The organism is Streptomyces sp. B21-083, assembly GCF_036898825.1.
Lineage (GTDB): Bacteria > Actinomycetota > Actinomycetes > Streptomycetales > Streptomycetaceae > Streptomyces.
The window spans coordinates 5,228,584-5,242,872 of sequence record NZ_JARUND010000001.1; the positions used below are offsets into that span (position 1 = coordinate 5,228,584).

Annotated in this window: 11 protein-coding genes; 8 read left to right on the top strand and 3 right to left on the bottom strand. The window is 69.7% G+C overall.

The features are described 5' to 3' along the window. Nucleotides 1-41: 41 nt before the first annotated feature. Nucleotides 42-1,196 carry an FG-GAP-like repeat-containing protein gene (locus QA861_RS23455; RefSeq protein WP_334590256.1) on the bottom strand — a complete coding sequence of 385 codons (1,155 nt, stop codon included), beginning with the start codon at nt 1,194-1,196 and terminating at the stop codon, nt 42-44. Next, nucleotides 1,109-1,714 carry a hypothetical protein gene (locus QA861_RS23460; protein ID WP_334590257.1) on the bottom strand — a complete coding sequence of 202 codons (606 nt, stop codon included), beginning with the start codon at nt 1,712-1,714 and terminating at the stop codon, nt 1,109-1,111. Before QA861_RS23460 ends, QA861_RS23455 begins: the two co-directional genes overlap by 88 nt. 354 nt (nt 1,715-2,068) lie before the next feature. Here QA861_RS23460 and QA861_RS23465 point away from each other — a divergent pair, with 354 nt between their 5' ends. Next, nucleotides 2,069-2,719, top strand: a complete 651-nt coding sequence (locus tag QA861_RS23465; protein ID WP_334590258.1) for a hypothetical protein — start codon at nt 2,069-2,071, stop codon at nt 2,717-2,719. 138 nt (nt 2,720-2,857) lie between these two features. Then, nucleotides 2,858-3,226 (top strand): hypothetical protein, encoded by a 369-nt coding sequence (locus QA861_RS23470; protein WP_334590259.1) that lies wholly within the window; start codon nt 2,858-2,860, stop codon nt 3,224-3,226. Nucleotides 3,227-3,325: 99 nt separating this feature from the next. On the opposite strand, the gene QA861_RS23475 is transcribed toward QA861_RS23470, so the two are convergent. After that, on the bottom strand, nt 3,326-4,033 hold the full coding sequence (locus QA861_RS23475; protein WP_334590260.1) for a response regulator transcription factor: 708 nt from the start codon (nt 4,031-4,033) through the stop codon (nt 3,326-3,328). Between the two features lie 180 nt (nt 4,034-4,213). On the opposite strand from QA861_RS23475, the gene QA861_RS23480 reads away from it, so the two are divergent. From QA861_RS23480 to QA861_RS23505, 6 genes are all read left to right on the top strand, one after another. Next, nucleotides 4,214-4,708 carry a GntR family transcriptional regulator gene (locus tag QA861_RS23480; protein ID WP_334590261.1) on the top strand — a complete coding sequence of 165 codons (495 nt, stop codon included), beginning with the start codon at nt 4,214-4,216 and terminating at the stop codon, nt 4,706-4,708. 4 nt (nt 4,709-4,712) lie between these two features. Next, nucleotides 4,713-5,651 (top strand): ABC transporter ATP-binding protein, encoded by a 939-nt coding sequence (locus QA861_RS23485; protein WP_334590672.1) that lies wholly within the window; start codon nt 4,713-4,715, stop codon nt 5,649-5,651. Continuing rightward, the gene (locus tag QA861_RS23490; protein WP_334590262.1) at nt 5,648-6,700 is read left to right on the top strand and encodes an ABC-2 membrane transporter-related protein; all 1,053 of its coding nucleotides are present in this window, start codon (nt 5,648-5,650) and stop codon (nt 6,698-6,700) included. The genes QA861_RS23485 and QA861_RS23490 overlap by 4 nt, the downstream gene beginning before the upstream one ends. 115 nt (nt 6,701-6,815) lie before the next feature. Then, nucleotides 6,816-10,166, top strand: coding sequence for a S8 family peptidase (locus QA861_RS23495; RefSeq protein ID WP_334590263.1), 3,351 nt, complete (start codon nt 6,816-6,818; stop codon nt 10,164-10,166). 511 nt (nt 10,167-10,677) lie between these two features. After that, entirely contained in the window at nt 10,678-11,451 is a 774-nt protein-coding gene (locus QA861_RS23500) for a DUF2637 domain-containing protein (RefSeq protein WP_334590264.1), read from the top strand. A gap of 156 nt (nt 11,452-11,607) precedes the next feature. After that, on the top strand, nt 11,608-14,217 hold the full coding sequence (locus QA861_RS23505) for a hypothetical protein (protein ID WP_334590265.1): 2,610 nt from the start codon (nt 11,608-11,610) through the stop codon (nt 14,215-14,217). Nucleotides 14,218-14,289: the final 72 nt, after the last annotated feature.

Below are 14,289 nucleotides of genomic sequence, written 5' to 3' on the forward strand. Positions count from 1 at the left end.
CGAGGCAGGCCAGGAGAAGTACCACAGAGGTTTTACGAGAGTTACACGACGGCCTTGTAGCCCTGCCAGCCCGTCGCGATCCTCGTGCGGGCGCCGAACACGCCCTTACCGTTGCCGTTCGTGCGCCACAGGGCTCCGGTGGTGTCCCGGGACACGAGGTCCGCGCGGCCGTCGCCGGTGAAGTCGCCGACCCCGACGACCGAGTTGTAGGAGGCGCCCCAGTTGGCGGCGATCTTCACCCGCGCCTTGAAGGCACCGGTGCCGGTCCCGTCGAACCGCCACAGCGTGTTGGACCTGTCCTGGGCGACGAGGTCACCGCGCCCGTCGCCGTTCAGGTCTCCGGCGCCGACGAGCGTCTTGTAGCCGGTCCAGCGGGCGCCGATCCTCGTGCGGGCGGAGAGCTTGCCCGCGCTGGTGCCCTTGAAGAGGTAGACGTCCCCGGTCGAGGCCTGACGGGCGACCAGGTCGGGCCGTCGGTCACCGTCGACGTCGCCCGGCGAGGTCAGCACGTCGTACTGGTTCCAGCCGGTGCCGAGCGAGACGTACGGCGTCGAGGGCGTCGCCGCCTTGCCGCAGGCCGGTCGGTACGCGCGCAGGGTGCCGTCGCCCATCCGGACCAGGACGTCGTCGCAGCGGTCGCCGCTCAGATCGCCGTACGGTACGAACTTCGCGGTGGTCGGCCAGCCGGCGCCGGTGACCTTGGCGCCCAGGGTGCCCGTGCCGGTGCCGCGCTGAACGGTGAGCGTGCCGTCGGCGGAGAGGGTGAGGACGTCACCGACGCCGTCGGCGCCCGCGTAGTCGCGCGGGGCCGCCGAGCCGGCCGTCACCCTGGTGGTGCCGGAGAGGGTGAGGGCGGCGCCCTGACCGTCGGCGGGTTTCGCGCTGAGCGTCCAGGTGTAGGTGCCGTTCGCGACGAGTCGGCCCGCGGTGTCCTTGCCGTCCCAGGCCGCCGTCAGCAGACCGCGCGCGGCGGAGCCGGCCAGGGTGCGGACGGTGGCGCCGGACGCCTTGTCGCGGACGGTGACCTGCCAGCCGGCGGCGGGCTTGGAGAGCCACCAACTGCCGGACCAGCTCGCCGCGTCGGAGGTGACCGTCGAGTCGATGGCGGTCAGCGCGGAGGCGGGGACGCCGGTCTGCACGATGTGGACGCGCTGCTCGTCGTCGGCGTAGGCGACGGGGCCGCCGAAGCGGTCCACGGTCCAGCTGGTGCGCGCCCCGGTGTTGTCCCGGCCGAGGTCGGTCCAGTCGGCGAGCTTGCGGCTCCGAAGGTGCCCTGGTAGGTGTGGCCCTCGGGCACCGGCACCACGACGGCACCGCCCGAGGTGCCGTCGCCCTTGAGCAGGGTGACCTGGCTGTCCTCCTGCGAGTACAGGGCGACGGTGTCGGATCCGTCCCCGTACCAGCCCGGGTGGAACGAGGCGGCCTCGTGGAAGTAGCCGCTGTCGATGTCGTACTCGACCGGCGCCGGCAGCCGTTGCTCCAGCGCGGTGGTGGCACCGGTGGCGTACGACGTCCACAGCAGCCGGTCGTCGCCCTCCTGTGCCCAAAGGAAGCCGCTGGCACCGGCGTTGAGGATCTGCGTGGCCCTGGGGACGGCACGCGGGGCGGCGGGCAGAACGAGTTCTCCGGCCGCGGCGACGGACGAGGGCGTCGCGGGCGCCGCCGACGCCGGCACGGCGCTCAGCGAGAGGCCGAGGCTCAGCGCGGCGGCCACGACCGCGGTGGTGGTACGTACAGGTCTGTGTCGACGTCGGCCGGGTCGGGCCACCGTTCCTCCAGGGAGACAAGAGGCATGGTGGGACGGGCGTACGTACGACAGCGCCCCGACTTCTCGCTCGGCCCCCCGGCCGTGCCCCCATGCGCGCGTGTGACCGAGCGTAACACCCTGCCCATGGCTGCCGGTTAATGCTTTTCCGCAGGCCTCTGATCCAACTCTGATGAACCCCCCAGGAAACTCTGTGCCGCCTTCTGATCGCGCGTTGATCAACCGGACCGGCCCCGCCTGTGGAATGGGCTCAGCCGGTGGAACTCCCCCCACAGGCATCAGCTCTCCGGAAGGAAATGGGCCATGGCGTTCTCACCCCGAAGCCTCGCGTCCAAGAAGGGCCTGCCCCGTACCGCCGGGGCGGTCGCCGCCCTCGCTGTCGGCGCCACTCTGCTCGCGGCTCCGTCGGCCGGCGCCGCCGACAACCCCACCGACAAGGAACTGCTGCAGACCTGCGGAGTCAGCACCAGCCTCTGCGTGTTCCACCCGCAGAGCTTCCAGGAGTACACCGGCCCGAGCCACCACCTCGGACCGACCGTGTACAACTGCGCCACGAACGCGAACACCCTCATCGTCGGCGGTGAGGAGACGGTCGGATCCTCCGACTCCGTCGGCCTCACGATCACCGCCTCCGCCGGGTTCGCGAAGGTCTTCGAGGTCGGCCTGGAGACGAGCTACAACCGCACGTGGGAACGCAGTCACATGGACAAGGTCGAGTTCCAGACGAGCGTTCCGTCCGGCTACAAGGGCTGGTTGGAGCGGGGCACCCCGAAGCGGAAGGCCACCGGCTGGTACGAGATCCAGTACAAGAACCGCCACTGGGGCCACTTCGACTGGTACGTCTACAACTACACCGAGGCGGGCTGGGACGTCGGCAAGTCGAACGGCGGCTACGCGAACTTCAAGGACGCGCCGATGACCCAGCAGGAACGCAACGAGCACTGCCACCGCTGATTTCCACTCCGGTAATTCCCCTCACCAGGTAATTACCCCTGCCCCACGCGATTCCCCCCCCTCCTCTCTCCCTCTCTGCTTTTCGCCGGGCATGCCCGACAGGCATGCCCGGCGTGCGAAAGAAACGGTGGCAGTTTTATGAACGGAATCAAGCGGAAAGTCACGATGGCGGTCCTCGCCGGGGCCACTGTCGTCGGTGCGCTGGCGATGCCGGCGACGGCCTCCGCGGACGGCGACAAGTACCTCCAGCTGAAGGTCTGCAGCGGGTCGACCGAGACGGTCAAGTTCTACTTCGTCGGTGAGAACCAGCACGGCGACTGGGTCGGTTCCCGGTTCTGGGAGATCCCGCCGAAGGGCTGCACGACGGCCGGGGGCTACTGGTGGACAGCCGGCCGGTCGGTCGAGTTCCACCACCGCAAGCCCAGCACAGGCTGGCGCTGGGAGCCCCGTGTCGTCCCGGCGAACGGCCAGGACAACGGCGGCACCTACCAGCTCTGGATCGGCTGAGAACCCGGACGGACCTGACGAGAAGGGGTCCGCCGACCGCGTGGAAGACGCGGTCGGCGGACCCCTTCTGCCGTATTTCCTTCCACCTCGTACGCCGGATCAGGTCCCCACCGGGTCCGCGTGCACGATGTACCCCGCGCCGCGCACCGTACGGATCAGCGACCGGCCCGAGTCGCCCAGCTTGCGCCGCAGGTAGTAGACGTACGTCTCGACCACCCCCGACTCGCCCTGGAAGCCGTAGTTCCAGACCGTGTCCAGGATGTGCGCCTTGGAGATCACCTGGCCGGCGTTCTCCAGCAGTACCTTCAGCAGCGCGAACTCGGTCGCCGACAGCGGTACGGCCGTACCGTGCCGCCACACCTCCCGGGTGCCCGCGTCCAGCTCGACGCCGGCCGCGCGCAGTCGGCGCGAGGGTGCGGGGGCCGATCGGACCGCACCGCGGGCGCGTCGGATCAGGGCCCGGATGCGTGCGCTGACCTCGGTGAGGTCGAAGGGCTTGGTGACGTAGTCGTCGCCGCCCACGGCCAGGGCGTGGCACTTGTCCGCGACGGCCGTACGGGCACTGAGGAAGATCACCGGAGTGTCGATCCCGGCGGCGCGGAGCCGTTCGCAGACCTCGGTGCCGTCCAGGAGCACGGCGTCGGGGTTCCGGCGCCGTACTTCCTGGACCGTCTCGGCCCCGGTGGGCACGAGGTCCGCGTCGAAGCCCAGGAAGCGCAGCGCCATGACCAGCATGTCGGAGTTGCCGGACCCGTCCTCGACCACGAGGACGGAGGGGTGCTCGGGTACAGAAAGATCTTGGTTCACGCCGGAGGCTCTTTCGGTGGGGGTGTTCGCCGTCGGGTGGTGGGTTTTTCCAGGCCTGCACCCAGGCTGACCATCGGAACGTTGTCCAAGAAGCCCCTCCGGTCACTCTGGACAAACCTGACTGGCGTTGACAACCGCCCTCGCACCCCTCCATCATCATTCCACTAATCAAGTAGTGGAATGATGATGGAGGTGGTGGTGGCCGTGGAGTTCCGGATCGACAGGCGGAGCGGGGTCCCCGCCTTCCAGCAGATCGTGCAGCAGACCAAGCAGGCCCTCCGGCTGGGCGTACTGGTGCCGGGAGACCGGCTGCCCACCGCCAAGGAGGTCGCGGAGGTCAGCACGGTCAACCCGAACACCACCCTCAAGGCGTACCGCGAGCTGGAGCGCGAGGGCCTGGTCGAACCACGACCGGGCCAGGGCACCTTCGTACGCCGCACGCTCGGCCGCCCCGAGACGGGCACCGACTCCCCGCTGTACGCGGAGCTGGTGGCCTGGATGTCGAAGGCGGCCGGGGCCGGTCTGGAGCAGGAGGACGTCGCCGCGCTGGTCGCGTCGGCGATGGAGAAGCAGTACGCCGCCGGGAACGTGCCGGTGACGGGGGCCATGACCACGGGGTCCACAGCGTCTACGGGGTCCACGGGGGCCACGACAACAAGGAGCACAGGTGAGTGACGGTATGTACGCGGGGGAGCCGGCGCTTGAGGCGTACGGGCTGGGGATGCGCTACCGGCGGGGCTGGGCGCTGCGGGACTGCTCGTTCCGGCTCCCGGCGGGCCGGATCTGCGGGCTGGTCGGACCCAACGGCGCGGGCAAGACCACGCTGCTGAGCATCGCGGCCCATGTCCTGCAGCCGACGCACGGCTCGATCAGCCTGTTCGGCGAGGCGCCGGGCTCGGCGGAGTCGGGCCGGCGCACCGCGTTCCTCGCCCAGGAGAAGCCGCTGTTCCGCCGCTTCACCGTGGCGGAGACCCTGCGCCTGGGCCGGGAACTGAACCCCGGCTGGGACCAGCGCGCCGCCGAGGACATCGTCCGCGCGGGCAACGTGCCCTTCGGCGCGAAGATCAGCACCCTGTCCGGCGGCCAGCGCACTCGCGTATCCATCGCCCTCGCCTTCGGCAAGCGGCCCGACCTGCTGCTGCTCGACGAGCCGATGTCGGACCTCGACCCGGTCGTGCGCCACGAGGTCATGGGCACCCTCCTCGCCGAGGCCTCCGAGCGCGGCACCACCGTACTGATGTCCACCCACGTCCTGGCCGAACTGGAGAACGTGTGCGACTACCTCGTCGTCGTCTCCGGCGGCGGAGTACGCCTCGCCGGTGACGTGGACGAGCTGATGTCCGTGCACACCCTGGTCACCGGGGCCAGGGAGGGCGAGGGTCTGCCCGCCGGCCTCAGACACCACACCCTCGTCGAGTCCCGGACCAGCGGACGGCAGTTCACGGCGCTCATCCGCCCCGAGGGCCCGGTCACCGGCCCCTTCGAGACGAACGCCCCGAACATGGAGGAACTCCTGCTCTCCTATCTCCGCTCGCCCGACGCACCGCCCCTGATCACCCCCACCGCCCAGGTCCAGGGTCAGGGTCAGGCGTTCGGCACCGGGACGGTGGCGGCATGAGCACCTTCACCCGCACCTCGACCGGCACCACGAGCGACGGCAAGAACGGGACCATGAACGCGACCAGGGAAGCGACCACCAGGGAGGCCACCCGGCGCCCCCGTCTCAGCGGTATGACCTGGTTGGTCTGGCGCCAGCACCGGGCCGCGTTCTGGACCATCCTCGCCGCAGCCGCGCTCTCCGTCGCGTGGATGGTCTACCAGCGCGGCCAGCTGGTCGACTTCCTCGACGGCTACGGCTATCCCGGCAAGGACCTCAGCGACGCGGACGGCGCCTTCCAGCAGTACGACGACGCGTTCAGCTCCGTCGCCTTCGGTCTCCAGGCGATACCCGTCCTGCTCGGTGTCTTCCTCGGCGCCCCGCTGCTCGCGGGCGACCTGGAGAACGGCACGGCCAAGCTGGTCGCGGCCCAGTCCATGAGCCGGACCCGCTGGCTCGCCACGAAGCTGGCGCTGACCGGGCTGGTGGTCCTGGTGAGCACGGTCGCGCTGTCGGCGGTGTTCGGCTGGTGGTGGAGCCCCGTCAAGTCCGAGGTCACGGTCCTGGACTGGACCTCCACCGACGCCTTCAACAACACGGGCCCGGTGCCCTTCGCCCTCACCCTCCTCTCCGTGTTCGGCGGGGTGGCGATCGGTGCGGTGCTGCGGCGCACGCTGATGGCCATGGTGGTGACCTTCGGTTTCTCCGTCCTCGTCCAGCTGGTCTGGGGCCACTTCCTGATGTCGCTCGGCAACGTCATCACGGTCACGAGCAACAAGGGCGTCGTGGCCGAGGACGCGTTCCCGTCGCTGCCCAAAGGCGCGTACCAGCTCGACGAGTCGTATCTCACGGGCGGTGGGGACCTTCTCGGCTGGGGCACGTGCAACGAGGCGACGGACCAGGCGCGTGAGCTGTGCATGAAGAAGGCGGATGTCGTCGGCTGGTCGGTCGACTACCTGCCGATGTCGCAGATGAACGGTATGCAGTGGTTCGGGGCGTCGATCCTGTTCGCCCTGACGGCCGGTGTCGTGGCGTTCCTTTTCCTCTGGGGTCGTAAGCGGCTCGTCTGAGCAGTCGCCCAGGCAGCCTCCCCTCACCGGGCAGCCTCCCCCTCATCGTTTCTTTCCTTGTCCCGTCGGCCGGGCTGCTTTGCCGTGCCCAAAAGGCCGGAATGAAAGGTATGTCTTGAATCACCGAAAGAGGCGAACAGGTGAGGCTTCCGCTCTCGCCCTGTTCACCGTCACCGCCCTCACCGTGACCCTGATCGGGGCCCCGGGATCCGAGGCCGCACCGACCGACAGCGGTACGGCCGGCGCCACGGGCAAGGCGAAGACCGTCACCCTCGTCACCGGGGACCGAGTCACTCTGGACGCCACCGGGCAGGTCACCGGAGTGCGGGCCGGCAAGGGCCGGGAGGGCGTCACCTTCCGAATAGCGCGGAACGGCGACCGCACCTACGTCGTGCCCCGCGACGCCGAGCGGCTCCTCGCGAACGGCACCGCCGACCGGCGGCTGTTCGACGTGACGCAGCTGGTCGAGTGGGGGTACGACGACGCGGCCCGCCCCGACCTGCCGCTGATCGTGACGTACGCCAAGGGACGTGCCCTCGCACCGAGTTCACTGTCCGCCGCCGGTGCCCGGGTGAGCCGGAACCTGCCCAGCGTCGACGGGGACGCGCTCAAGGCCCGTAAGTCCGAGGGTGCCGCGCTGTGGGAGACGCTCACCGGCAGCGGAGGGTCGGCGCGGGCGAGGTCGGCCGCCGCGGACCGGGTCGAGAAGATCTGGCTCGACGGCAAGGTCGAGGCGGCCCTCGACACAAGCACCGCGCAGATCGGCGCCCCCGAGGCATGGGCGGCCGGTTACGACGGCAAGGGCGTCAAGGTCGCCGTCCTGGACACCGGGGTCGACGGCACGCATCCGGATCTGCGGGGCCGTATCGACGCGGCGAAGAACTTCTCCGAGGCGGCGGACACCGTCGACCGGGTGGGTCACGGCACGCACGTGGCGTCCACCGTCGCGGGGTCCGGCGCGCACTCCGGGGGGAAGTACAAGGGGGTCGCGCCGGGCGCCCGGCTGATCAGCGGCAAGGTGCTCGACGACAGCGGCTCCGGCGAGGAGTCCGGCATCATCGCCGGCGCGCAGTGGGCCGTCGCCCAGGGCGCCAAGGTCATCAACCTGAGCCTGGGCGGCCCCGACAGCCCCGGTGACGACCCTCTCGAACAGGCGGTGAACGAGCTGTCCGCCTCCTCGGGCGCCCTCTTCGTGATCGCGGCCGGCAACGAGGGCCCCGCCGCCGGCACCGTCGGATCGCCGGGCAGCGCCGCCGCCGCACTCACCGTGGGCGCGGTGGACCGTACCGACGCCATGGCCGAGTTCTCCAGCCGGGGCCCGACGGCGGACGGTTCCCTCAAGCCCGACCTCACCGCACCCGGCGTCGACATCGTCGCCGCGAAGGCCGCCGAGGGCACGGACGGCGACCCGGCCGCCGACGGTTACGTCTCGATGAGCGGTACGTCGATGGCGACCCCGCATGTAGCGGGCGCCGCCGCGATCCTCGCCCAGCGCCACCCCGACTGGACCGGCGAGCGCATCAAGGCCGCGCTCACCGCCTCCGCGAAGCCCACCGCCGGTGTCTCGGCGTTCGCGCAGGGCACGGGCCGTACGGACATCCCCCGGGCCCTCGACCAGCAGCTCACCACCACCCCGGCCACCGTCGGTTTCCCCGCCCAGCAGTGGCCGCACACCGACGACCGGCCGGTCACGAAGACCGTCACCTACCGCAACGACGGCGACCGCCCCCTCACCCTCGACCTGACCACCGAGGCGTACGGCGAGGACGGAAAGCCCGCCGCCGAGGGCATGTTCGAGGTCTCGGCGAAGCAACTCACCGTCCCGGCGGGCGGCACGGCGACCGCCCAGGTCACCGGTGACAGCAGTGCGGGCACGGCCGACGGTTCGTTCGGCGGCGCGCTCGTCGCCACGGACGGGGCCGGCACCACCGTACGGACCGGCATCGGCGTACACCGCGAGATCGAGTCGTACAACCTGACGGTCAAGCACCTCGACCTGCGGGGCAAGCCCGCCGGGCGTTCCGAGACCGGGGTGCAGGGCCTGGACAACAACATCTGGCAGGACTACTCCGACGACACGGACGGCGAGTTCACCGTGCGGCTGCCCAGGGGCCGTTACAGCCTCGAAGGCCGGATCGACACGGGCGGGGACCCCGACGCCGGGGAACTGGCCCTCCTCCTGAACCCGAAGTTCGCGCTCACCCGGGACACCACCCTCGTCATGGACGCCCGCAGGGCCAAGCCGGTCCGGATCACCGTGCCGGACAGCGCGGCCCGGCGCACCGACGCCACACTCAACGTCGGCATCGACATCGGCACGACCCGCAGCGTCTCCACGTACGACATGGGCACCTTCCGCGACCTGCGCGTCGGCCAGTTGGGCGGCCGGGTCCCGGCGAGTGAGGCGTTCGCGCAGTACAACGGCACCTGGACGCACGGCGCCACGCACTACCGGCCGGCCTGGAACCGTACCGGCGATCTGTCGGGCTTCACCGCGAACCTGAAGCGTGAGCGGTTCGCTAAGGTCACGATCGCCGCCGGTACGCCCGTCAAGGGCAAGACGGCGACGCTCGTAGCCGCGCCGATCACACCGGGCGACGGTTTCTGGCTCGACTTCAACCCGGACTCCCGCTCCCTGCCGGGCGCCTTCACCGACTACGTCCTGCCGGGCGTGAAGTGGCGGTACTCCGTCTCGCAGTACGGCGGCAAGGACGCGGACGGCGAACCGATGTGGGACGCCTCGCAGTGGACCGCGGAGCCCCGCTCGTACAGCGCGGGCAAGCAGTACAACCTGCGCTTCAACACCGGCGTCTTCGGCCCGCATCTCACGGGCCCGCTGACGAACGGCAAGGACCGTCCCGGCGCTGTCCGTTTCGGCGACACGCTCATGGCCTACCTCCCCCTGTTCTCCGACGGCGCCGGCCATGTGGGCGACTCCCGCTACAGCCACGCGAGGAGCACCCTGTACGCGGGCGGCGAGAAGATCTTCGCCGAGAACACGGACCTGGCCGGCGTCTCGTCCGAACTCCCCGCCGCCAAGCGGGCGTTCCGCCTCACCACGGATGTCTCCCGGCCCTCCTCCCTCTCGCCGGTCTCCACCCGGGTCACCGCCGAGTGGACCTTCACCTCCGCGCACGTCACCGGTGTCGGGCAGCGGCTGCCGCTGTCGGTGGTCCGCTTCACGCCCAGGCTGAGCACGGCGAGCACGGCCAAGGCGGGTACGCGTTTCTCGGTGCCGTTCACGGTCGAGGGTGCTGCCACCGCGCGCACCGCCCGCAAGCTGGCCTTCTCCGTCTCGTACGACGACGGCCGGACCTGGCACCCCGCGAAGGCGATCGCCGGCAAGCGCGTGGACCTGCACCAACCGGCGAAGGCGGGCACGGTCTCCCTGCGCGTGTCCCTCACGGACGCGTCCGGCAACACCCTGAAGCAGACGATTTACCGGGCGTACCGGACCGTCAAGTAGGCAGAAGGACCGTCCGTCCGCTCCGTGTCCGGTGTGCACGGTCCTCTGCGCCGGGTGACTGATTTTTTTTCATGACAACACGCTCGACTCATCACGTGCTGAGCGGGGCGCGAATTACACAAATTAAAAAACGTTCTCATCAACGATTCCCCTGCGCTCCTGTCACTCTTTTGCTACGCAACTGGAGGAGTAGGCGCGGCGTTAGCGTGACATGACGAAACCAATTCCCCTCGACTTGCCTCGTCGCGGTGTGAAGACGGAAAATCTGCCCACAGCAAGTGATGTGACGGTGGGGAGATACGCTTACACGCCTGGCGCGGCGCACCCGGCACACGGAGTTCGTGGCGTCCTGCACGGGGGCGGTGCAGAGGTCGAAAACCGAGTCACTGAGTCGCTGCTCACCGAGTTCCTCACGCTGTTGGATGCGGCACAGGCGGAACTCAATCTACGGTGGGGCGGGCAGAGGACGTCTGACCGCCCCGCAGATCGAGTGTGACCGGGGGGAATTACCGTGAATCGCGAGCATGCGGATCTCTCGTTCACGCGGCGTGAATGGTATTCCGACGCATACCCTTTCGGGTCGGGCACCGGCCGGAACGGAAGTCCTGTCGATGCCCTGCATCCGGGGACCCTCTACAACCCAAATGCTGACAAAGAGTGGGACCCGGTCGAGGAACTTGCCCAGATCCTGCAGGATGCCGTGCCGACGGAACGCACGACGGTCGTGTCGCCGCCGCACAGAGAGCCGCCATCCGGCGTCGACTTCACCGACCGGGTGGGGAATCTGGAACAGATCACAGCGGAGTTGCCGGCCATCAGACGTTCTTCTGCCGGGCATCGGAAGATTCCAGGCCGCAAACGTCGCTTCACGTGGCTGCGGACCGGCAGCTTTGTGATCGCCGCGTTTGTTGCCGTCATCGTGGCGATGGTCAGCGTCTTCGGCGGAATGGCGGCCTACGAACCTCTGCAGCACGTCCCGGCAGGTGCAAAGGGCGTGAGACTTATCTGGTGGCCTTTTCTCGTGTATGGCCCCTGGATTGTTTCCTCTCTTTCCATCTTGCGCACCGCCTTGCATCAGCGCCGAGCTTTGCACTCATGGCTCCTCGTTCTGACGTTTTCCTCTGTCGCGATCATGCTGTGCGTGAGTCAGGCCGAGAAAAGCTTCACCGGTATCGCCGAAGCCGCCCTGCCTGCCGTTGCGTCCCTGGCGTGCTTCCAGCAACTTGTCCGACAAATCACATTGACCCTGCCGCCGCGACAGAACGTGTCCCGCCACCGGCATTAGCCGGCGCAGGCCGGGCAGGGGGCCGGGCCGCGCGTGGGGAGCGACGCGAGGCTCTTACCGGATTCATGGGCGGGGAACGTCCCTTTCCGGCAGTTGTGTCAGCAGGAGGCGTTAAGGTCCGACCTGCGTGTTCCCCATTCTTGCCACAGGAGCTCCATGCGCCGCCGTCCCAAGCCGGTCTCCCTCTCCTACACGACGGCGATATCGGTCGTCGCGGGGGTGACGGCCGCCACCGCCGGACTGACCGGACTCGTCGGTCTCACGGCCTCCACCGCCTGGGCGGACAGCACGGCCACGACGCTGCCGCTGTCCCAGTACGCGCACATGCTGGTCGACACCGCTCACCAGCATCTCTACTTCAGCCAGGGCGCGGGCACGACCGGCATCGTGGTGACCGACCTGTCCGGCGCCCCGGTGGCCACCGTCAACGGCGAACAGGGCGCCACAGGCCTGGCCCTGTCACCCGACGGCGGCACGCTCTACGCGGCCCTGAAGGACGGCGACGCGCTCGCCGCGATCGACACGACGACACTGACCGAGACGACCCGCGTCCCGACCGGAACGGGCAGCGCCCCGGTCTCGGTGGCGGTCGCGGGCGGCAAGGTCTGGTACGGCGGCACGGACCCGGCGGCGGACGGCAAGGGGGTCATCGGTTCGGTGGACCCGACGGCCCCGGCCCCGGCGGCAATGCCCCAGCCCACGATGGGCAGTTGGTCGGTGGCCCCGCTCCTCGCCACGGGCGGCGGCGTCCTCGCCGCCGAGGCGCCGCAGCAGAGCCTCAGTCACGTGGCCACCTTCGACGTCTCCTCCGGAACGGCGACGACCAAGGCCAACACCTTCGTCTACGGCGGTACGGCAACGGGCCTTCAGGTGACGGCGGACGGCACCCAACTCCTGCTCGCCGCCCCGCAACAGCCGGCCCTTCAGGTGTACGGCACCACGGACCTACTGGCCGCCGCCCCTCCCGTCTACTACACGGGCGGCGTGAACTCCGCTCCGAACTCCGTGGCGGCGGACACGGACGGCACGATCGCCGTGGGCTCGACCTCGGGCTCGGCGGCGGGCCTGTACCTGTACGCCGGTTCGAACAGCGCCGAGAACCGGGTCACCTTCCCGACCGGCACCACCGTGGCCCCGGACGGCCTGAAGTGGTCCTCCGACGGCGTGACGCTGTACGCGGTCACGAAGGACTCGACGGGCACCTACACCCTCGACGTCCTGCCCACCGCCAAACTCGCGGACACCCAACTGGCCCTGAACGGCCCGCAGTACGCGGTCCCGACGCAGCAGTTCCGGTTCACCGGAACCCTGAGCACGGAGGGCTGGGTGCCGGCCGGCGCGGCCCTCCAGGTGACCCGGGACGGCGAGCCGGTGCCCGACGCCACGGCCAGGGTCGGGAAGGACGGCACGTTCGCCGTCACGGACACCCGCCAGGACGCGGGCGCGTACACGTACGGGGTGACGTACCCCGGCGACGCGACGCACCGCCCGTCGACGGCGTCACTGACGGTGCACGTGGCGAAGCTGTCGACGACCATCCCGTTCCCCGACGTGACGTCGGCGAAGCCGGGCGCGGTCGCGTTGACCGGCTCGCTGACCAGCTCCGGGAACGTGGGCAGCCTGCCCGAGGGCACGAGTGTCCAGGTCAGCAGGACGAACGAGGACACGCAGCAGACGACAGAACTCCCGCCGGTCCAAGTCGACCCGGCGACAACGGAGTTCAAGGTGACGGACGCCCCGAACGCCGTCGGCAGGTTCACCTACCACCTTGCCTACGCGGGCGACGCGACGCACGAGGCGACGACCTCGGACGCGACCATCCAGGTCTCCCCGTACACCCCGGCCCTGACCCTGAAGGCCCCGGCGACAGCGACGCGGGGCGCAGCGCTCGGCTTCAGCGGCGCGCTGACCGACGCCCCGTACACGAGCGGCGAGACGGTGACGGTGACCCGGACGGACGCGGGACACACCACAACTCCCGTGCACTGGACGGCTGTTGTAGGCGCGGACGGCAAGCTGACGATCAAGGACACGCCGTCGATCGGCGGCGCGAACACCTACACGGTCAGCTATCCGGGGGACGCCTCGCACCAGGCGGCGACGGCGTCGGCGATCGTTCAGGTGTCGCGGGTCGCGACGACGGTCTCGGTGGCGACGAACACGTCGACCTACACGTACGGGGCGACGGCGACGGTCACGGCGCACCTGGGCGCGACGTACGACAGCCGGACGGTGTCGATCTGGGCGACACCGGCGGGCGGCACGAAGACGCTGGTCAGGACGGCGACCGTGGACAGCAGCGGCAACCTGAGGGCCACGTACAAGCTGACCCACAACACGACGTTCACCGCATCCTTCGGGGGCGACTACCGCTACGCCCCGACGTCGGCGACGCGGACGGTGAACGACCAGGTCAAGGTCGCGACGACACTCGGCGGGTACTACGGGAACGTGACGTACAGCGGCGTCCCGTACCGCGTCTACCACCACACGGCGAAGCCGCAGGTGGCGGCCACGGTGACCCCGAACAAGTCGGGCCAGTGCGCGGTGTTCCAGGCCCAGGAGTACTACAGCGGCGCCTGGCGCACCCTCACCACGTCCCCCTGCTTCACACTGTCGCCGAACAGCGTGGCCGCGACACAGCTCAGCCTCACCAACGCGGTGAACCAGAAGTTCCGGGTGCGGGCGGAGTACGTCCGGAGCGCCAAGGACACCACGAACGTGAGCACTTGGAGCGGCTGGCTCTATCTGACGGTCAGGAACTGAGGGCGACCAGCCGGACCTCCATCAGTTTTCCAGTGGGCGTGGGCAGAGGCGTGGGCAGGGTCGTGGGCACAC